Source organism: Microthrixaceae bacterium (genome assembly GCA_023957975.1).
GTDB lineage: Bacteria > Actinomycetota > Acidimicrobiia > Acidimicrobiales > Microtrichaceae > JAMLGM01.
In genome coordinates, this window is record JAMLGM010000004.1 from 296,767 (window position 1) to 316,981 (window position 20,215).

Consider the following 20,215-nt stretch of genomic DNA (forward strand, 5'->3'; position numbering starts at 1 on the left):
GCCATGAAGTGCACGGTGTGCCGCGAACCAGCCGTCATCGATCTACGCCGCCACAACTCCAACTTCTGCGCGCCGCATTTCACGAAGTTTTGCCGCGATCAGGTCGCCAAGGCGGTTCACGAATTCGACATGATCGACCCGCAGGACAAGGTGCTGGTCGCAGTGTCGGGCGGCAAGGACTCCCTCGCCGTATGGGACATCTTGTTGGACCTCGGCTACGCGACGACGGGGCTCTACATCGGCCTGGGAATCGGCGAGTACAGCGACGTCTCCAAGGACTACGCCCGAACGTATGCGAAGCGTCGTGGCGCGGAACTCATCGAGGTCGACATCGTCGAGAAGTACGGATACGACATCCCCGACGGGTCGAAGGCCGCGCGTCGGGCGCCGTGTTCGGCGTGCGGGCTGTCGAAGCGACACATCTTCGACGACGTCGCACTCGACGGAGGCTTTGACGTGCTCGTCACCGGTCACAACCTCGACGATGAGGCGGCGGTGCTGTTCGGCAACGTGATGCGCTGGCAAACGGAGTACCTCGGTCGGCAACGGCCCGTGCTCGAGGCCCGCGACGGATTTCCGAAGAAGGTCAAGCCGCTCATCCGCCTCGGGGAACGCGAGATGGCGGCCTACTGCGTCGTCAGCGGCATCGACTACGTCATCGACGAGTGCCCGATGGCGGCCGGCAACAAACACATCGGCTACAAGAACCTGCTCAACGATCTCGAGCGCCAGAGCCCCGGCACCAAGTCGGACTTCTACCTGAGCTTTCTGCGTCGCGCCTCCGCGCTGTTCACGCCCGAGGCGGACGAGCAACGCGAAGCCCTCGGGACCTGTGCGACGTGCGGATCGCCGAGCCCCTCGGAAGTCTGCGCCTTTTGCCGCCTCGTCGAACGTGCGGGCGGCGCACAACCCGTCGAACTAACCACGAAGGATCACCGCGAGTGAGTGCATCGGAACTCCATGAAGGCGACGTGGTGGTGTTGTTGGACAACAAGCACCGCCGCTACCTCCTCACCCTGCAATCCGGCAAGGAGTTTCATTCTCACGCCGGTTACATCGCCCACGACGAGATCATCGGAGCCGGGGAGGGTGCCGTGCTGACCTCGACGCGAGGCGCCACCTACACGGTGCTGCGCCCGACGCTGAGCGAGTTCATTCTCAAGATGCCACGCGGAGCGCAGGTCATCTATCCCAAAGACATCGGGCCGATCCTGATGATGGCCGACATCGGACCGGGCATGCGGGTGCTCGAATCAGGTGTCGGATCGGGTGCGCTGTCGATGGGCATGTTGCGCACCGGCGTGCACATCACCGGTTACGAGCTTCGAGAGGACTTCGCCGAACGCGCCCAGGCGAACGTACGCAAGTTCCTCGGCGAGGAGGCCCTCGAACGCTATGACGTGCAGCTTCGCAACTGCTACGAGGGCATCGATGAACGCGACCTCGACCGCGTGGTGTTGGACCTGCCCGAACCGTGGCAGGTGGTGCCCCACGCACGAACCGCGTTGCGGCCCGGGGGCATCATCGTTGCGTACTCGCCGAGCATCGTGCAGGTGATGCAGTTTCGCGACGCCCTCGAACGCGACGGATTCATCCTGGCGGAGACCCTCGAAGTGCTCAACCGCGGGTGGTACATCGAGGGCCAGGCGGTGCGCCCCGATCATCGCATGGTGGCTCACACAGGGTTCCTCACCTCGGCGAGGTGCCCGGGAGGGTGAACGCCCTCGACGTCGCGCTGGTCCTGTTCGCCCTTTCGGCGGTGTTCGGTGGTTGGCGCGCCGGGTTCGTGCATCGGGCGTTTTCGTGGCTCGGGCTCTTCGGCGGCATCCTCGTCGCGTCGATCGTGTTGCGCCGAATCGCCAGCGCGACCGAGGTGGCCACCGATGCCCCGGCACTGTTGCGCTCGCTCGCGGTTCTGGTCGTCGGTGCGGTTCTCGGCAACGCGGTGGGGACCTGGTTGGGGTCCCGCGCCAGCGCTGCGGTCGACGAGTCGGCTTTCGACCTGCTCGATTCGGCCGGAGGTGCGCTGCTCGGCCTGGCGTCGACCGCGTTGATGGCGTGGATGGTGCTTCCGACGATGACGATGGTTCCGGGATGGCCCGCAGACATCGCCCGCTCGTCGGTGGTGGCGAGTCGACTCAATCGCGCACTCGGCCCGGCCCCCGATGTGCTCGACGGTGTGTCTCAATCCCTCGGCCTCGGCGCCTTCGACGGGCTGTGGCACCTCATGGAGCAGATCGATATCGGGGGACTGCAGCCCGAGGCGCCGCTCGAGACGCCGCTGTCGACCGAGGTCACCGACTCGGCCATCGAGTCCACCGTGCGCGTGCGCGCCGAGACCTGTGAGGTGTTGTCGCTCGGGTCCGGGGTGGTCGTCTCGCCCGGTGTCGTGGTGACCAACGCTCACGTGATCGCCGGAGCCACGCGCATCGAACTCAGCAACGATCAGGGCCTGACGCAGACGGCGACCCTGCATGCGGTGGACACCCACCGAGACGTCGCGGTGTTGTTCGCCAAGGAACTCGACGTGGCGGCGTTGCCGCTCACCGAGGACCAGACAGCGCCCGACGGTGCGATCTTCGGATTTCCGGGCGGTGGCAGCCTCGCGATCTCGCCGTTCTCCCTCGCGGGGCAGCGCACGGTCAACTCCACTGATATCTACGGACAGGACAGCTCGGCGCGTGACGTGTTGATTCTCGGTTCGCGCATCAGCCCCGGTGTTTCCGGGGGGCCGCTCATCTCCCCGGAGGGCCAAGTTGAGGGCCTGGCCTTCGGGGTCGCACCCGACGATCCGCAGACCGCCTACGGAATTCCCGCGCAAAGCGTGCGCGAGGTGCTCCAGACCGCCAGCCCGGTGCCGGTGCCGTCGGGTTCCTGCCTGCGATAGACCACCCAAACTGCCTGTTCTCCGATAACCAGTGGTCGTGATCACGACCACTGGTTATCGGAGAACAGGCAAACGGGGCATGTGGCCGGCAATCGGGGTAGGCAGGCGCGCAGACGCGACGATGCCCCCGCCATCGGCGGGGGCATCATCGCGTCGTATGACGACGACCGAGCTCGGTAGTCGGTTAGTCGACCTCGATGAAGATGCACTCGCCGGGGCATTCCTCGGCGGACTCGATCGTGCCTTCGATCTCGCTGTCCGGAACCTCTGCTAGCCCTTCGGCGCCACCCGGGTCGGAGTGGACCGTGCCGTCGGGGCTCACGACATATGCGAGCCCGTCGTCGAGCAGTTTGAACACCTTCGGGGCGATTTCCTCACAAAGGCCATCGCCGGTGCACAGATCCTGATCGATCCAGACCTTCATACCCATAGTTCCATGCTCCTCGGATTGTTCGGTGCGGGTGTTCGGTCCCGACGCCTGCGATCGATTCTAACCACAAGCAAGACGGTTTCGGGCAACTCCGCCGAGGTGACAATCGACATGTTCGACGGGGTGAGTTGGATTCCGCCGGCACGGTGTTAGCTTGCCGAGGGACGGTTCTCGTCACGGCGAGGCCTCAGCGAGTCGCAACCGCCAACGCCGACGACCACGAGCTCCAGGGAGGTGGACGGTGACCGAACCGAACGACAGCCCCGAGGTGGAAACCCTGCGCAACGAGGTTGCGGAGCTTCACGACGAGATCACGCTGCTGCAACGGCGGATCCAGGACGCACCGAAGCGCGTGCGGACCCTCGAAGAACGGTTGCTGGAGACCAAGGGACAGCTCGCCCAGGCCGTCGCCCAGAACGAGAAGCTCACCTTCACCTTGCGTGAGGCGCGCGACCACATCGCCGCGCTGCGCGACGAGGTCGACAAGTTGACCCAGCCGCCATCGGCGTACGCCACGCTGCTCGAAATGAACGACGATGACACCGCCGACGTGATGAGCTCGGGCCGCAAGATGCGCGTCGAGGTGAGCCCGTCGGTCGATCCCGCCACGCTCATCGCCGGGGCCGAGGTCGTGCTCAACGAGAGCTACGCGGTGGTGATGGTTCGTCGACCCGACACCGTCGGCGAGATCGTCAATCTGCGCGAGGTGCTCGAGGATGGAACCCGGGCGATCGTGTTGGGCCGTGCCGATGAGGAACGCGTGGCGACCATCGGTGAATCGCTCGTCGGCGTGCCGATACGCAGCGGCGACTCGCTCCTCATGGACACCCGCTCGATGGTGCTGCTCGAAAAGCTTCCACGCGGCGAGGTCGACGACCTGTTGCTCGAGGAGGTGCCCGATATCTCCTACAGCGATATCGGCGGCCTCGACGACCAGATCGAACAGATCACCGACGCGGTCGAACTGCCGTTTCTCCACCAGGATCTGTTCAACGTGTACGCCTTGCCGGCGCCGAAGGGCATTTTGCTGTACGGCCCGCCCGGTTGCGGCAAGACACTCATCGCCAAGGCCGTGGCCAACTCGCTGTCCAAGAAGGTCGCCGCGGCCACGGGTCGGGAGTCTGCGAGTTACTTCATCAGCGTCAAGGGCCCGGAGCTGTTGAACAAGTACGTCGGCGAGACCGAACGTCACATCCGCGACGTGTTCACCCGCGCCCGCGAGAAGGCGGCGGACGGGACCCCCGTCATCATCTTTTTCGATGAGATGGAGTCGCTGTTTCGCACGCGGGGCACCGGCATCTCCAGCGATATGGAATCGACGATCGTGCCGCAGCTCCTCGCTGAGATCGATGGGGTCGAGACGCTCAAGAACGTGATCGTCATCGGCGCATCCAACCGGGAGGATCTCATCGACCCCGCGATCCTGCGGCCGGGACGCCTCGATGTGAAAATCAAAATCGGTCGGCCCGACCGCGCCGCGGCCGCTGCGGTGTTCGGCCGTTACCTGACCGACGACACCCCCGTCGACGGCGTGGAGATCGATTCGCTCGGTGGAGGAGACCGCCACAAGGCACTCCTGGCGATGATCGAAGGAACGGTCGAGGAGATGTACCGGGAGGACGAATCCAGCCAGTTCCTCGAGGTGACCTACCAGAACGGTGACAAAGAGATCATGTACTTCAAGGACTTCGCGTCCGGGGCGATGATCGAAAACATCGTGCGCCGGGCGAAGAAGTTGGCGATCAAACGCGAGCTCGTGTCCGGAACTCGAGGGGTTCGCCTCAGCGACCTGGTGACCGCGACGCACCAGGAATTCAAGGAACACGAAGACCTGCCCAACACCACCAACCCCGACGACTGGGCGAAGATCTCCGGCAAAAAGGGCGAACGGATCGTCTACATTCGCACGCTGATCCAACAAGAGGATCACTTCGAAGGTGGCCGGGCGATCGAAGCGGTCGTGACGGGTCAGTACCTGTGACCCGGCCAACCCCCTGACACGACGGCGGCGGAGGCGAGGATGAACACGAGGCGCTGGGCGGCCACGATCGCCGCGTTCATGGTGGTCACGACGGCGTTGAGCGCGTGTGATCACCCGAGCATCCCCATCGGATCGTTGGATTCGGTGGGGTTGAGCACAGACGGTCGTGCGATCCGGCTCACCGGTTGGGCGATCGACCGCGACACCGCCTCGCCGATCCTGATCACCGCCGCGGTGGCAAACGGAAATCGGGTCTCGGCCGCGGCCAGCACGCACCGGCCCGATGTCGGTGCGGCCTACCCTGCGGCCGGAGCGACCCACGGCTTCGACGTCGCCATCGCCGCGCCGCCCGGCCGCCACACCGCCTGCGTTGGCGTCCACAACGTGGGCAACGGCGCCGACGTGATGCTGGGATGTCGCACGATCACGGTGCCGTCGATCGACCCGTTCGGATCGGTCGACGCCTTCGACATCACGCCGACCTCGGTGCGGGTTGCGGGATGGGCGGTCGATCCCGATGCCGGAGGCCCCATCGACGTCATGGTGACCTCGAAGGTGGACGGCACCATCGACGATCCACAAGTCGCCGCGGCCCCGGCGGCGCATGCACGGCCCGATGTCGCCGCCGCGACCCGCGGTCCGATCAACTCCGGCTACGACCTGACGATGTCGTTCGCTGAACCGGGCACCCACACGACCTGTGTGGTGGCGATCAACCGGGCCCTCGGCGCCAACCGTGAGTTGGGGTGTCGCCGTCACGTCGTGGCCGACCGGCGGCCGATCGGGTTCGTCTCCTCGGTGCGCATTGTCGGATCGGAGGTGACGGTTGCGGGAACGGCGACCGATCCCGACGGAGCGCCGGTCCGGGTGGAGGTGGCGGGTCGGCCCGCGGTCGTCGCGACGGACGGCCGCTGGCAGGTGACCGTGAATGGACTTGCCGATGGCGCACATCAGTTCTGCGCGACGCTGCGCAACGTCGGCACCGGTTCGGGAATCCAACGCGACCGGACCCTGCCCTGTGCCACCGCGGTGATCGGCGCGCTCAACGTCGCCACGACCGGGGTCGTCGGCGCCACCCACGCCGTGCGCTCATCGTCGAGTTCGCTCGCGGATATCGATCGCGACGCCGGGGTTTCCACCCGTCTGTCCGACGGCTCGACCCTTTGGCTTTTCGGCGATTCCACGGCCCCGAACCCCGACGGTTCCATGCGGTATTTCGTGAGCGGAACCGCAGCGTGGGCGCCCGCCACGGCGTCGACCTCTCCGGCGGACGCGTCGGATGCCCAGCGGGTCCCGTACCTGCTCGCTCGTCCGACCGAATCGTTCGGTGCATGCCCCACCTCCCGGGCACACAAGGCGATGTGGCCCATCTCCGCGGTCACGGTGCCGAACGGTGACGGAACCGATCGAGTGCTGGTGTACCTGGCGAACATGTGTCTCGGCAGCGCTGAGGATTTTGAGTACAAGGGCGTTTCGATCGGCGAGTACCAGTACAACCCGGCATCGCCGCCGCAACATCTGCCCGTGCAACTACGGATCCTCGAACAGAACCTCTTCGGGCGGCGTGCCTATGGGACCGCTTCGGTGTTGGCCCCCGACGGGTACCTGTATGCGTACCAGTGCGATCACCCGTCGAACCCTGCCGACTACGCGGGTTACGGCCCGTGCCGCGTCGCCCGAGTTGCGCCCCACCGCGCGCATGTCCGGGCCGACTACACCTACTGGGACGGCGCTGGGTGGACGGCGACGGACCTCTCGGCCCCGGCCGGCCACCTGCCGATGGACGCCGGCGCCTTTGTGGGCTACAACGCTCCGGCCTCCTCGTTCAACGTGTCTCGGGACGATTCGCGCGGGCTCTACGTGATGGTGTACTCGCCGTGGCCGGGATTCATCGGACAGGCGACCATCCGTTTCGCCGAGTCGCCGATCGGGCCGTGGAGCGCCCCGGTTTCGGTTGCGCTGCCCGACTGCGAAAACACCGTCGGTGGTCAGCGCCGGTCGTGTTACGCGGCGACACCGAAACTCGACCACGGCGCCGAGGGGCGTCTCGGGCTCGGGTTCTATGACCAGGCGACCGCGCTGAGTTTCGGTCGCGGACAGTACTTCGTGACGAGCGCGGCGGTCTCGGTTTCGCGACGAAGCGGGTAGGGTCGAACCCGTGGTGTTGCCGATCGTGTGCGGAATCGAAACCGAGTACGGCATCATCGTGCGATCACCTGACGGAGCCGAGCCGACCTCGATGAGCCCGATGACGGCGTCGTCGATCCTGGTCTCGGCCTACGTCGACACCGGTCTTCGACAGCGTGGGGCGTCGACCGCCAGCGGCACCTCGTGGGATTTCCACGACGAGACGCCGAGCAACGACGCACGGGTCGGAGACGCCGAGCACCCGGGGACGACTCCGAGTGGTGCGCGCCCGGGAGGCGCCGGCGACATCAGCGTGTCCACCTTCGCCCCGGAGGTGGAGGCGCATCTGGTCAACACGGTGCTGTCGAACGGAAGCCGTTTCTACGTCGACCACGCTCACCCGGAACTGTCGACTCCCGAGTGCCGCACCCCGCGCGAAGTCGTGCGCTACGACGCAGCAGGTGACGAAATACTTCGCCGGGCGATGACCGCGGCAAACAGTCAACTTCCCGGCCGTCGCGAGGTAGTCATCTACAAGAACAACTCCGACGGCAAGGGGCAGAGCTACGGGTGCCACGAGAACTACCTGCTGGCGCGCTCCACCCCGTTCGCCCACCTGGCCGCCGGCGCCACCCCACACCTGGTCACCCGCCAGATCTTCTGCGGTGCCGGCAAGGTCGGACGCGAGGCCGATGGCGTGCCGGCGAGCGGAGACGTGTTTCAGATCTCACAACGAGCGGATTTTTTCGAGGAGGCAATCGGGCTCGAAACGACGCTAAAGCGCCCCGTCGTCAACACCCGCGACGAGCCCCACGCCGACGCGTCGCGATATCGCCGCTTTCACGTCATCATCGGAGACGCCAATATCAGCGAGGTCGCGACGCTCTTGAAGGTCGGCACCACCGCGCTGTGGTTGGCGACGATCGACGCCGGACTGGTCACCGATCCGATCCGCCTCGCCGCTCCGGTGTCCGCTGTCAGAACCGTGTCCCGGGACCTCACCCTGCGTGAACCGCTCGAACTTGCCAACGGGTCGACCATGACGGCGTTGGACATCCAATGGGAAATTTTTCGCCAGGTCGACGCCGCCGCCAGCCACGGCATCCTCGAGTCGATCGGGGCTGAGGCCGGCAATGAGGTGCTACAGCGATGGCACGACGTGTTGGCCACCCTCGAACGCGACCCGATGGAACTCGCCGACACGGTCGATTGGGTCGCGAAATACCGCCTCCTCGACGCCTATCGGCAGCGACACGGTCTCGCCTGGTCGAACCCCCGCCTCGCAGCGATGGACCTGCAGTACCACGACCTGCGCCCCGAACGTTCGCTGGCCGCCCGTCTCGGGCTGCAACGCATCTGCAGCGACGACGAGGTCGCCCGGGCCGTCATCGAGCCGCCGGAGTCGACCCGCGCCTGGTTCCGCGGCCGTAGTCTCGCCCAATTCGGAGATGCGGTGGTCAGCGCCAACTGGGATTCGCTGGTGTTCGATGTCGGCGAGTCGGCGCTGCGGCGGGTCCCGATGATGGACCCCGTCAAAGGCACCCGGGCCCATGTCGAGGCGCTCTTCGACGGCTGTGAGGATGCCGCCGAGTTGGTCCGTCGCCTCGGCGCCTGAACGACCGGCGAACCACCGGCGAGCAGTCGGTGGGCGACCGGCGAGCGGTCGGGGCCGACGACCATGCGTCGGAACCCGGGGCGTATCACGCTACGTTGAAGGTTCTGGAGGTAACGACTGTGGCCGAACGCGAACAGATCCGAAAGAACGCTCCCACTCGCACCGACGACACCGATGTCGACGATCTCGCTCCCAGCGAGGCCGGGTCGCGCATCAAAGCCGAACTCGATGACCTGCTCGACGAGATCGACGACGTCCTCGAAACCAACGCGGAGGATTTTGTGAAGTCCTACATCCAAAAGGGCGGCGAGTAACCGAAATGCTGCCGAGTTTCACACCGGGTGAAGACCCCGGCCCAGATTTCGGTGAGCTGATGAAACGGGTCGGGCTTCGCTCCGAGCCGATCACCGTTGGCCCGAGCGATGCCGCGGCGATCACCCATGGCACCACCTGCCTCGCCATCCGCTATGCCGATGGGGTCGTCATCGCCGGCGATCGACGTGCGACCTCGGGCAACTGGATCAGCCACCGCACGATCGAAAAGGTCTTCCCCGCCGATCGCTATTCGGCGGTGGCCATCGCCGGGGCCGCGGGGCCGGCGATCGAGATGGTCCGGTTGTTCCAGTTGCAGCTCGAACACTACGAAAAGGTCGAAGGCAACCACCTGAGCCTCGAGGGCAAGGCGAACCAGCTGAGCCAGATGATCCGCAATCACCTTCCGGCGGCGATGAGCGGGATGGCGGTCGTGCCACTGTTCGCGGGCTACGACACCAAACGCGGCAACGGCCGGTTGTTCCAATACGACATCACCGGCGGACGCTACGAGGAACACGACTACGCAGCGACCGGATCCGGTTCGATGCACGCCTCGACCGTGGCCAAGCTCGGGTTTCGCCCCGCGCTCAGCCGCGAGGAGGCCGTCGATCTGGTCATCGAGGCGCTGTGGCAGGCCGCCGATGAGGATTCCGCCACCGGCGGCCCCGACCTGATCCGCAAGATTTTCCCGGTCGTCGCCACGGTGACCGCGCAGGGCTATCAACGCCTCGACGACGAGGAGCTCGAAACCCGCAGTCGCGACCTCATCGGCCGCATCGAGTCCCGCCGGGGAGGTGTGTCATGACCGCTCCGTTCTACGTCGCTCCCGAACAGATGATGAAGGACCGCGCCGACTACGCGCGCAAGGGCATCGCCCGAGGTCGTTCACTCGTGGCCGTCACCTATGCCGACGGCATCTTGTTGTGTGCCGAGAACCCGAGCCGCATGCTGCGCAAGATCTCCGAGATCTATGACCGCATCGGGTTCGCCGGGGTCGGCAAGTACAACGAATTCGATCAACTCCGCATCGCCGGCGTGCGCCACGCGGACCTGAAGGGGTTCGCCTTCAGCCGTGAAGACGTCGATGCTCGAAGCCTGGCGAATCAGTACGCGCAGATGCTCGGACAGGTGTTCACCCACGAGATGAAGCCCCTCGAGGTCGAGATCCTCGTCGCCGAGGTCGGCTCCAGCGCGGAACACGACCAGTTGTTTCACATCCACTACGACGGGACGCTCGTCGACGAAGCGAATTTCACCGTGCTCGGAGGCGATGCCGAGGCCATTCGCGAACGTCTCGCCGACGCGTTCGTCGCAGGGGCACCGCTCGCCGACGCGTTGGCCGGGGCGGTCGGCGCGCTCGAAGGCCCGGACCGGCGTCTCCCCGAGCCCGAACTCGAGGTCGCGGTGCTCGAACGCCAGGCGCCCCGCCGCAGTTTCCGACGTATCACCGGCGACGAGTTGGCGGCGCTGCTGCCCCCCGAGGAGTAGGACGGTGCAACGGCGCATCGTCGGGTTGGAAAGCGAGTACGGCGTCACGTGCACGCTGCCCGGCCAGCGCCGTCTTTCCCCAGATGAGGTGGCCCGCTACCTGTTTCGTAAGGTGGTGTCGTGGGGCCGTTCGTCCAACGTGTTCCTCGGCAACGGGGCACGCCTGTACCTCGACGTCGGCTCCCATCCTGAATACGCCACCCCCGAATGCGATTCGCTGCACGACCTCGTCGCTCACGACAAGGCGGGCGAACGCATTCTGGAGGGCCTCGTCACGTCGGCAGAGGAACGCCTTCGCCAAGAAGGCACCGACGCCGAGATCTACCTGTTTCGCAACAACACCGACTCGGCCGGCAACTCCTACGGGTGCCATGAGAACTACCTCACGACCCGCGACGACACCGTCAACCGTTACGACGAGGTGTTGATCCCATTCCTGATCAGCCGTCAGATCTACAGCGGCGCCGGAAAGGTGCTCAACACCGCCCGGGGACCGCTGTATTGCCTGAGCCAACGCGGCGAACACATCTGGGAGGGCGTGAGTTCGGCCACGACCCGCAGCCGGCCGATCATCAACACCCGCGACGAACCCCACGCCGATGTCGACAAGTACCGTCGCCTCCACGTCATCGTCGGTGACACGAACATGGGGGAGTACCCGACGTTTCTCAAGGTGGGCACGACCTCGTTGATCCTGCGCATGCTCGAGGACCGCAACGTCGTGTTGCGCGACCTCACCCTCGACAACCCGATTCGCGCCATCCGCGAGATCAGCCACGACATGACCTGTTCGGTTCGGGTCCGACTCGCAAATGGCCGCGAAGCAAGCGCGTTCGAACTGCAGAGCGAGTTCTTATCGAGGGCGCAGCGCTACGCACAATCACACGACATGACCCCGCAGGAAAAGCAGTCACTCGCCATGTGGGAACACGTGATGGCCGGCATCGAACGCGATCCGCTCAGCCTCGAACGCGAACTCGACTGGGTCACCAAGTTCAACCTGATCGACGCCTACCGGCAGCGCCATCAACTCGCGATGGGGGCACCCGAAGTGGCGCTGATCGATCTTCAGTACCACGACATCAGCCGGCACCGTTCGGTGTTCTACAAGCTGCAGCGGCGCGACCTGGTCGAACGGATCGTGACCGACCAGGACATCGCCGATGCCGTCGACACCGCACCCCAGACCACCCGTGCCCGACTGCGGGGCGAGTTCATCAAACGCGCCAAGGAACGCCGCCGCGACTACACCGTCGACTGGGTTCACCTGAAACTCAACGATGACGCACAGCGCACCGTGTTGTGCAAGGACCCGTTCAAATCGCACGACGAACGGGTGGATCATTTGATCGCGTCGTTGTGATCGTCGACGCCTGAGAACGAACCACAGGAGGGTCGTGCCTCACTTTCGAACCGGAACCGTCACCTCGGTGGTATCAGAACGCGCCGGGTTGCAACGCGTCGAGGTGCTGATGCCCGACGGGGCCACGGCGCGGGCCTATGTGCTGAGCGACCTCCTCGGAACGGTTGCGGTCGGCGACGAGGTCGTGTGCAACACCACCGCGGTCGATCTCGGCCTCGGAACCGGGGGCTCCCATGTCGTGCACTGGAACCTGTCGCGACGCGAACTGCACCTGCCCGGACCCGACCACGTCATGAAACTGCGGTACACCTCGCTGCAGAGCGATGTGGGCACCTCGGAGCTGTTGCACCCGGATCTGCCGGCCTCCCTGGGCGGGGCGGTCGTCGTGGCGACCCAGGTCCACAGCCAGGTCGGGGTGGTGGCGGCGACCATCGCTGCGATACGGCCCGGAACCCGCGTCGTCTACGTGATGACCGATGGCGCCGCGTTGCCGATGGCCTTGAGCGACCTCGTCGTGTCGCTGCGCGATCTCGGCGCGATCGACGCCACGGTGAGCGCCGGCCACGCGTTCGGCGGCGACCTCGAAGCGGTGACGGTGGCTTCCGCTCTGAGCCTTGCGGTTCACGTCGCCGGCGCGGAGGTGGTCATCGCCGGCATGGGTCCGGGGGTGGTGGGCACGGGCACCGAACTCGGCTCCACCGCCATCGAGGCCGCGCACATCGTCGACACGGTGGATGCCCTCGGTGGCCGAGCGGTCATGTGCCTGCGGGCATCGTCGGGGGACGAGCGCTCGCGGCATCAGGGGGTCAGCCACCACACCCAGACCGCGCTGCGTCTGGCGCGCAGCCGTCCGCGCGTGGCGGTCGTCGAGGGTGCGGGCGACATCGACCCCGCTCATGGCGCGGCGGTGCACGTCGAGCCGCCCGACATCGAGGCCATCCTCGACGCGGCAGGGTTGAGGATCACCACGATGGGCCGCGACGTGACCCGCGACCGTTTGTTCTTCGACGCCGCTGCGGCGGCCGGAGCACTCGCCGTCCGTGAACTCGATGGCGCCTGAGGGCGACACGTCGGGCGACACGTCGGCAGAGTTTGTGCAGAATGCGACACCAGGTGTCGTGTTCTGCACAAAGTTCGCGCCCGGCACCGCGGTCAAGCGTCTCTAAACTCGGCCCCCGATATGGCAGCGACCGACTCCACCTCCAGCGGCATCTCTAAACTCGAGCGGCTCCTCAACCTCACGGCGCTGTTGTTGGCGACTCGGCGGCCGCTCACCGTCGAACAGATCGGCGAGCAGATCGCCGGATATCCGGCGGAGCCGATGAGCTTTCGCCGCCAGTTCGAGCGCGACAAGGACGAACTACGCCAGGCCGGAGTGCCGCTCGAGCTGGTCACGCTGTCCGAATGGGACGAACGCGAGGTCGGCTACCGGATTCCTCCCGAGCTCTATTACCTGCCCGACCCCGAACTCGACCCGGACGAGCGCGCCGCGTTGCAGTTCGCCATGGACGCGATCTCGCTTCGCGGGCTTGAGGGTTCGCAGCGTTCCGACGCCGGTTTGAAACTCGAGTTGCCTCCGAGCGAGGCGATGGCTCCGATGGCCGACGTGTCGGTATCGGCCGAGGTCGGGGTCCTGCGAGAGGCGATCTCGTCGGGGCAGGTCGTGCGGTTCGCCTACCGCTCGGCGATGCGCACCGTCGAACCCCACCGCCTCGACTACCAGAACGGGCGGTGGTATCTCACCGGCCGAGACCTCGACAAGGAGGCCATTCGGAGCTTTCGGGTGGACCGCTTCGACGGCTCGGTCGACCCGGGCACCCCGGGTTCGTTCGAAGCACCGACGTCGACCCGTGCGCTGCGCCTCGAACCGTGGCGATTCGGCGACGACCCACCGACCGCGGTCACGTTGCAGATCGACCGCGACCACGCCCCCGTGGTGCGCGACAGCTTCGGCCCCGACGCCGAGTGGACCGAGCGCGCCGACGGCGACGTCGAGGTTCGATGCGTGGTCAGCGGGCGACGCGCTTTTCGCACCCTGGTGCTGTCGATGCTCGACCACGCCGTCATCGTCGAACCGGCCGACGTGCGCGACGAATTCGTGACCTATCTCGAGGGGTTGGCCCGATGAGCCAGCGCATCACTTCGGCAGACCGCTATCGGCGAATCCTGGCGATGATTCCCTGGATCGTCGAACAGGGCGCCCCATCGATCGGCGACATCGCCGAACGCTTCTCGATCACTCAGGATCAGGTCCTGGCCGACCTCGACGTGGTGCTGCTGGTGGGCGTTCCGCCGTACTACCCGGACGACTACATCGATGTCGTCTATGAGTCCGACGTCGTTTCGGTTCGGCTCGGCGACCATTTCCGCCGGCCGCTCCGATTGACGGCGACCGAAGCGCTCAACGTGCTGATCGCCGGAGCGGGCCTCGCGGCCGCGGAGCCCGAAAATGGGCCGCTGTCTCGCGCCATGGGAAAGCTGCGGGTTGCCCTCGGCGTGCCCGACGGCGCCATCGAGGTTGCGCTGGGACCTGCCGATTCGGAGGTGTTGGCGACGTTGCGGAGCGGTCAACAGGAATCGACCAGCGTGGAGATCGAGTACTACACCGCCGGTACCGACACGTTGTCACAACGCCTGATCGACCCCCACCGGATCTACTCCGCAGAGGGGCACTGGTATGTGGCCGGGTATTGTCACCGGGCCGCAGACCAACGCGTGTTTCGCGTCGATCGGATCCGCAGCGCCGTCGCGTCCGCGGCCCACTTCGAGGTTCCGGTCCACGTCCCTGAACCCACGGTGTTCGAGGCCGACGAAGCGAAGCGGCGCCTGGTGTTGGATCTCGCTGCGGATGCGCACTGGATGGGAACGACCGCCCGAGCCGAGGCCGTCGAACGATTCGACGACGGTCGCCGCCGCGTCACCTTGGCGGTCGGTGGACGGGCCTGGATGGAGCGGGTACTGCTCGAGGCCGGTCCGGACGCCACGATCGTGGATTCCGACTCCGACTCCGGCACCGGTACCGCCGCTGGTGCGGGCGCCGGCCATGATGTCGAGGACCGGGACAATTGGGTGCCGGCCACCGAGGCGATCGCCATCCGACGCGAAGCGGCCACGAGAATTCTCGATCGCTACCGTTAGCCCGGCGCCGAGGAGTCGGTCCTCGCGGTGAAATGGTCCAAACGGCGCGGCCGCGTTTGTAAAGACCGCCGATAGCCTGATCATCGTGCCGGCCCGCATCCAACTTCATGATGCCGAATACGAGTACGTCGACTTCGGTCGCTCGCTCGCCAACTCGCTGCTCGGACGACCAGCATCCGCAGCGACGACGACGATCGACCGCCCGGCGAAACAGCACGACACCGACGTCAAGACCGACCGATCCTCTCCGCCGGAGCCGACTCGGCCGCCGACACCTCCTCAGCGGCCTGCTCGACCGGAGCGGCCCGCTCGACCGGAGCGGCCCGCTCGACCGGAGCCGGCGACCGTTTCCGAACCTGTCGTCGCCGCGCCCGCGGTCGATGAACCAACCGCTGACGATGCCGACACCCGTTTCGAGATCGACCCCACGAAGGTGGCGGCACTCCACCTCGGCGAGCCCCCGCACCATCCAGAACCGGCCGACGCCGACACCGCACCGGCGGCTGGCCGTTGGAGCAAGGGACTCGTCGATGCCGTGCGCTTCAAGATCTCCGAAACCCGGTCCAAGCGCGACGCCGACGACGTCGACGGACCTCCGGTGCCAACCCCGGGGCTCACGTTTGAACCCGTGCGTGAACCGACGCCCGCACCGGCCGCGTCCGGCTCCCAAGATGTCGTGCCGGATGCCGCCGACCACCTCGATTCCGCCGACGTCGCACACACCGGCCCCAATCCGGTCGATCGCCAGGACGCCCGTGCGCTCAGCGCCGAGGCCGCCGCTGAGACCGCGGAGCCGCGTTTGCCGCTCGCTGGAATCGCGCTGCGACGCGAACGCGGTGACGAGGCCCCGTTCGCCTCCTTGCAGCCCGACGTGGAACGACAGATTCGCAGCAGAATCGACGCCGGCACCGCGCCCCACCCGTACAGCGAACTGCCGTGGAGCGACGAGCGCGACGGACGCGAGCGCGACGTCGACGACGATGGCGATATTCGCACCTTGGACGTTTCCACCCTGCCGGAAGCGGTCGACGCCTCCCCGGCACCGGCAACCGTCTCGACGTGGAAGCAGGTCCGCGACTGGGTGCTCATCATCGGTTGCGCCATCGCTGCCGCGCTCGCGCTACAGACCTGGGCGGTTCAGATGTTCGAAATCCCGTCGGAGTCGATGTATCCGACGCTCAAGGTTGGCGATCGCGTCGCGGTGAACAAGGCCGCTTTCAAGCTCGGTTCGATCGAACACGGCCAACTCGTCGTATTCCAGCGTCCCAAAGCCGCCGTGAACAACGACGCGTCTCAGCCAGCGCAGCTCATCAAGCGCGTCATCGGCCTGCCCGGTGACGTGGTCGAGGCCAGAGGCGGAATCGTCTATATCGACGGCGAGCCGATCGACGAGAGCGCCTACCTGTCGCCCGATGTGATCACCAACAACCTGGCTCAGCCGGTGACGGTGGCCCCCGGACAGATCTTCGTGATGGGTGACAATCGAGAGCACAGCATGGACAGCCGAGAATTCGGCACCGTGTCGGAGTCTTCGGTGATCGGGCGTGCCGTGGTCATCGTGTGGCCGATCGGACGGTGGGGCGGCTTTCCCGGCGATTGACCCGCTGCGAGGGCCGGGCATCGAACTCACCGGTGCCCTGCCGATCGCCGCCTGGGCCCGATTCATCCGCCACGGAACGAACCGGTAGGATGCCGATCCCACCCGCATTCACCCGAGCGGAGCCCATGACCACCTCGGAACAGTCCACCCTCGACGGCTCACGCTCGTCCTCTCCGCACGAAAAGCCGAGCCGGGCAAGCTCCGCGAAGAGTTGGACGATCACCATCGCTTTGGCCGTCGGGTTGACGATCCTGTTGCGGATGACGCTCTTCCAGGCGTATTCGATTCCCTCGCCGTCGATGGTACCCACGCTCAACGTCGGCGATCGGGTGCTGGTCTGGTACGCATCCAAACACCCGAGTCGCGGCGACATCATCGTGTTCAACCGGCCGCCGCTCAACCCCAAGATGAGTGCCGACGAACCCGACGTCTTGATCAAGCGCGTCATCGGACTCCCGGGCGAAACCGTCACCGCGGTCGACGGGGTGGTCTACATCGACGGGAACCGACTTGAGGAGTCGTACCTGCCCGACGGCACTCAGACGATCATCGACGCACCGATCACGGTTCCGTCCGATGAATACCTGGTGTTGGGGGACAATCGTCTGCAGTCGGTCGACGGCCGTCGATTCGGCACGATCTCGCAGGAACTCATCGTCGGGCGTGCGGTGTTGCGGATCTGGCCGCCGAATCGACTGGGCGGCCTGTAGCCACGGCCCTCGGCAGCGGCACTCGGCAGCGGCACTAGTGCCGGCACTAGTCCTCGCGCACCGGTGGGGCGTCGGGGCGGGTGACCTCACGATGCGCGTCGACGAGACGGTCGGGGTGCGCGGACGACACGCCGTCGAGTCCGATGTGAAACAACGTCACCGCCATGCGTTCATGCACGGCATTTTGAGCGAAACACCGGCGGGTGAACCGGTGGTACAGCGCGACGCGGCCTCCGTTCCACAACGAGCGATCGGCCATCGTGGCATCCACCCGCTGCGATCGAAGCGCCGCGGCGTGGCGTTCGGCTCCGCCGGCGAAGGTTTCGGGGCCGATCTCATGCACGAGACGAACGAGCTCGCTGCGTTCGCGCCACTGCGCCAACGCCTCGAGGTCCGCGCTGGCGAGCCACAGCCGATCGAGCGCCCGAAACCGGGTGGCGCTGTGCAACGCCGCCTCGACCGCATCGGCATCGTGCACGTGCAACAAGATGTCGAGATCGTCGCCGACCTGTTCGTAGAACTCCTCAAGGGTCACCACGCTGTCGCCCAGTTGCGACCTCGACACCTCGGCCACTCGACGACGTCGCATGCCGGCGGTTCGCGGCGACCTGCGCAACACCGCGAACCCATCAGCGGAGGAATGCAGATCCGACTCGATCGCCGTCGCTCCGAGACGCCGTGCTACGGCAAAGCTTTCGATGGTGTTCTCGCCCAACTGCGCGCTCGCGCCGCGATCGGCGAACAAAAGGGCCGTTTCGCCGACCGGTAGCTGCTTGGGAATCATGTAGGCCGACCGAACTTCACGGCCTGAAATGTTAACTCCATGTCCTGGCGTGCCGAAGAACAGAGGAAGCCACCCAGTGAACGAGGGAGTTCCCATGGCACTCATCCGTGCAACGTGCAGCGATTGTGGAGACGTGGAGTTGCGTTCCCGCGACATCCAGGTCCGGATCTGTCGCGACAACGGCAACGGGAGTTACCTGTTCCGCTGCCCGGTGTGTCGCATGACCGAGGTGAAGTCCGCCGACGACCAGATCGTCGACATCCTGGTCGCCGCTGGGGTTCGCTGCAGCGAGTGGCAGCTTCCCGCCGAACTGCTTGAGCGCCCCGGGGGCGAGGCGATCACCCACGACGACGTCTTGGACTTCCACGAATTGTTGAACTCCGAACATTGGTACGCAGAACTCGAGTCGCTCCAGGGCTGAGGTCGGTCTGACACCGACGTTTGTGCGGCGACGTTTGTGCGGCGACCCTGTGGGGCGCATTTGCGCCGCAGCGACGCCCTGTAGCATCTGGCCATGACCTCTGGAGGCCTACTCGGCATCCTCGACAGCCTCAAGAGCGGCGAGGTCCTCATGATCCTCGTTCTCGCGATGGTCGTGCTCGGCCCCGAACGGCTACCTCAAACCGCACGTGACATCGGCCGTTGGATCGCCAAATTCCGTTCGGCGTCTTCGGGCATCACCAGCGAGTTGCGCGAGGTGATGAACGATCCAGACATGGCTCCGCTTCGCGAGGTGGGCGAATTCGTCGCGTCGCCGCGTCGCAAGATCATGGAGTACGCGACTGAGGCGGAAAACGAAGCCGCCGAAGCCCGCCGCCTGGCCGACCGGGCCGCCGAGGCGGCGGAGGCTGCTGAAGCCGCCGCTCGCGCCGCGCGTGCGAACGCCGACGAAACCGAGGCCGAGGTCGATGCCGGCGCCACGCCGGACGTGGCCGAGGACTCCTCGCCCCGTGAAACCCCCGAGACCCCCGAGGGCGTCGAGGACGACCGATGAGCGCTGAAACCCGGCCCAGCGACGTGGCCGACCAATCGGCGATGACGATGATGGAACACCTGCGGGAGTTCCGGACCCGGATCGTGAGGTGCGCGCTCGCCGTCGCCGTGTGCGCCATCGTGGCCTATTTCTTCTACGACCAGATCTACAACTTCTTGACCGAGCCGTTCTGTAAGGCCGCCAAGAACACCGAACAAACCACCTGTCAGCTCTACTTCCTCGACCTGACCTCACCGTTCGCCACGAAGCTGCGCGTTTCGGGCTACTCGGGTCTGCTGTTGGCGTCGCCGGTGGTGTTCTACCAAATCTGGGCCTTCATCGCGCCGGCGTTGTACCGCAAGGAGAAGCGATGGGCCACCGCCTTTGTCGGCAGCTCGGTCGTGTTGTTCCTCCTCGGCGCCGCGCTGGCCTTCTATTCCATGCCGGCGATCTTCACCTGGTTGGCACAACAGGCCGGTAGCGCGCAGATTCAAACCGTCGTCGCTCAGTATCTGAGCCTGTTGACCGTCATGGTCGTGGCCTTCGGCGTGGCGTTCGAGTTTCCGCTGCTGCTGGTGGTGTTGCAGCTGCTCGGGGTGGTTCAACCGGCGACGCTGGCGCAATACCGTCGGCACGCGATCGTGGCGATCGTGGCCGTCGTCGCCATCATCACCCCCGGGGGCGACCCGATCAGCCTGATGGTCCTGTCGGTGCCGTTGATCATCTTCTATGAGATGTCCATCTTCATCTCACGCATCGTGTTGCGTCGTCGCGAAACACCGCGGCAACCGCAAGCGGACTGAC

At 66.0% G+C, this 20,215-nt stretch carries 20 protein-coding genes; 18 read left to right on the forward strand and 2 right to left on the reverse strand.

Annotated features, from left to right (window positions below; all coding sequences use genetic code 11):
* Positions 1–3: 3 nt before the first annotated feature.
* From M9952_08145 to M9952_08155, 3 genes are read left to right on the forward strand one after another with little or no spacing between them, the layout of a single operon-like run.
* Positions 4–945: an adenine nucleotide alpha hydrolase family protein gene (locus M9952_08145; protein MCO5312888.1), complete on the forward strand. Its 942-nt coding sequence runs from the start codon at positions 4–6 to the stop codon at positions 943–945.
* Entirely contained in the window at positions 942–1,718 is a 777-nt protein-coding gene (locus M9952_08150; protein ID MCO5312889.1) for a tRNA (adenine-N1)-methyltransferase, read from the forward strand. The genes M9952_08145 and M9952_08150 overlap by 4 nt, the downstream gene beginning before the upstream one ends.
* Positions 1,715–2,887 (forward strand): CvpA family protein, encoded by a 1,173-nt coding sequence (locus M9952_08155; protein ID MCO5312890.1) that lies wholly within the window; start codon positions 1,715–1,717, stop codon positions 2,885–2,887. Before M9952_08150 ends, M9952_08155 begins: the two co-directional genes overlap by 4 nt.
* 184 nt (positions 2,888–3,071) lie before the next feature.
* Here the strand turns inward: M9952_08155 and M9952_08160 are convergent, their stop codons facing one another.
* The gene (locus M9952_08160) at positions 3,072–3,317 is read right to left on the reverse strand and encodes a ferredoxin (protein ID MCO5312891.1); all 246 of its coding nucleotides are present in this window, start codon (positions 3,315–3,317) and stop codon (positions 3,072–3,074) included.
* 241 nt (positions 3,318–3,558) lie between these two features.
* On the opposite strand from M9952_08160, the gene arc reads away from it, so the two are divergent.
* From arc to lepB (M9952_08220), 12 genes are all read left to right on the forward strand, one after another.
* The gene (gene arc, locus M9952_08165) at positions 3,559–5,298 is read left to right on the forward strand and encodes a proteasome ATPase (protein MCO5312892.1); all 1,740 of its coding nucleotides are present in this window, start codon (positions 3,559–3,561) and stop codon (positions 5,296–5,298) included.
* A gap of 39 nt (positions 5,299–5,337) precedes the next feature.
* Positions 5,338–7,446, forward strand: a complete 2,109-nt coding sequence (locus M9952_08170; protein ID MCO5312893.1) for a DUF4185 domain-containing protein — start codon at positions 5,338–5,340, stop codon at positions 7,444–7,446.
* 10 nt (positions 7,447–7,456) lie between these two features.
* Positions 7,457–9,040: a proteasome accessory factor PafA2 gene (locus M9952_08175; GenBank protein MCO5312894.1), complete on the forward strand. Its 1,584-nt coding sequence runs from the start codon at positions 7,457–7,459 to the stop codon at positions 9,038–9,040.
* 119 nt (positions 9,041–9,159) lie between these two features.
* The gene (locus tag M9952_08180) at positions 9,160–9,354 is read left to right on the forward strand and encodes a ubiquitin-like protein Pup (GenBank protein ID MCO5312895.1); all 195 of its coding nucleotides are present in this window, start codon (positions 9,160–9,162) and stop codon (positions 9,352–9,354) included.
* Positions 9,355–9,413: 59 nt separating this feature from the next.
* On the forward strand, positions 9,414–10,160 hold the full coding sequence (gene prcB, locus M9952_08185) for a proteasome subunit beta (GenBank protein MCO5312896.1): 747 nt from the start codon (positions 9,414–9,416) through the stop codon (positions 10,158–10,160).
* Entirely contained in the window at positions 10,157–10,843 is a 687-nt protein-coding gene (gene prcA, locus M9952_08190; GenBank protein MCO5312897.1) for a proteasome subunit alpha, read from the forward strand. Before prcB ends, prcA begins: the two co-directional genes overlap by 4 nt.
* Before the next feature lie 4 nt (positions 10,844–10,847).
* Positions 10,848–12,206, forward strand: coding sequence for a Pup--protein ligase (gene pafA, locus M9952_08195; GenBank protein ID MCO5312898.1), 1,359 nt, complete (start codon positions 10,848–10,850; stop codon positions 12,204–12,206).
* 34 nt (positions 12,207–12,240) lie between these two features.
* Positions 12,241–13,266 (forward strand): DUF3866 family protein, encoded by a 1,026-nt coding sequence (locus M9952_08200; protein ID MCO5312899.1) that lies wholly within the window; start codon positions 12,241–12,243, stop codon positions 13,264–13,266.
* 120 nt (positions 13,267–13,386) lie between these two features.
* Complete coding sequence (locus M9952_08205) at positions 13,387–14,334, forward strand: WYL domain-containing protein (GenBank protein MCO5312900.1); 948 nt, start codon at positions 13,387–13,389, stop codon at positions 14,332–14,334.
* The gene (locus M9952_08210; protein MCO5312901.1) at positions 14,331–15,344 is read left to right on the forward strand and encodes a WYL domain-containing protein; all 1,014 of its coding nucleotides are present in this window, start codon (positions 14,331–14,333) and stop codon (positions 15,342–15,344) included. The genes M9952_08205 and M9952_08210 overlap by 4 nt, the downstream gene beginning before the upstream one ends.
* Positions 15,345–15,429: 85 nt before the next feature.
* Positions 15,430–16,944: a signal peptidase I gene (gene lepB / locus M9952_08215; protein ID MCO5312902.1), complete on the forward strand. Its 1,515-nt coding sequence runs from the start codon at positions 15,430–15,432 to the stop codon at positions 16,942–16,944.
* Positions 16,945–17,069: 125 nt separating this feature from the next.
* On the forward strand, positions 17,070–17,654 hold the full coding sequence (gene lepB, locus M9952_08220) for a signal peptidase I (GenBank protein ID MCO5312903.1): 585 nt from the start codon (positions 17,070–17,072) through the stop codon (positions 17,652–17,654).
* 46 nt (positions 17,655–17,700) lie between these two features.
* Here the strand turns inward: lepB (M9952_08220) and M9952_08225 are convergent, their stop codons facing one another.
* Entirely contained in the window at positions 17,701–18,438 is a 738-nt protein-coding gene (locus M9952_08225; GenBank protein MCO5312904.1) for a hypothetical protein, read from the reverse strand.
* A gap of 94 nt (positions 18,439–18,532) precedes the next feature.
* On the opposite strand from M9952_08225, the gene M9952_08230 reads away from it, so the two are divergent.
* The 3 genes from M9952_08230 to tatC all read left to right on the forward strand — a co-directional run bounded on the left by M9952_08230 (position 18,533) and on the right by tatC (position 20,214).
* The gene (locus M9952_08230; GenBank protein MCO5312905.1) at positions 18,533–18,859 is read left to right on the forward strand and encodes a hypothetical protein; all 327 of its coding nucleotides are present in this window, start codon (positions 18,533–18,535) and stop codon (positions 18,857–18,859) included.
* Between the two features lie 93 nt (positions 18,860–18,952).
* Positions 18,953–19,432 carry a twin-arginine translocase TatA/TatE family subunit gene (locus M9952_08235; GenBank protein MCO5312906.1) on the forward strand — a complete coding sequence of 160 codons (480 nt, stop codon included), beginning with the start codon at positions 18,953–18,955 and terminating at the stop codon, positions 19,430–19,432.
* A complete protein-coding gene (gene tatC / locus M9952_08240) occupies positions 19,429–20,214 on the forward strand; it encodes a twin-arginine translocase subunit TatC (GenBank protein MCO5312907.1) in 786 nt (261 codons plus the stop codon). The genes M9952_08235 and tatC overlap by 4 nt, the downstream gene beginning before the upstream one ends.
* Position 20,215 lies beyond the last annotated feature (1 nt).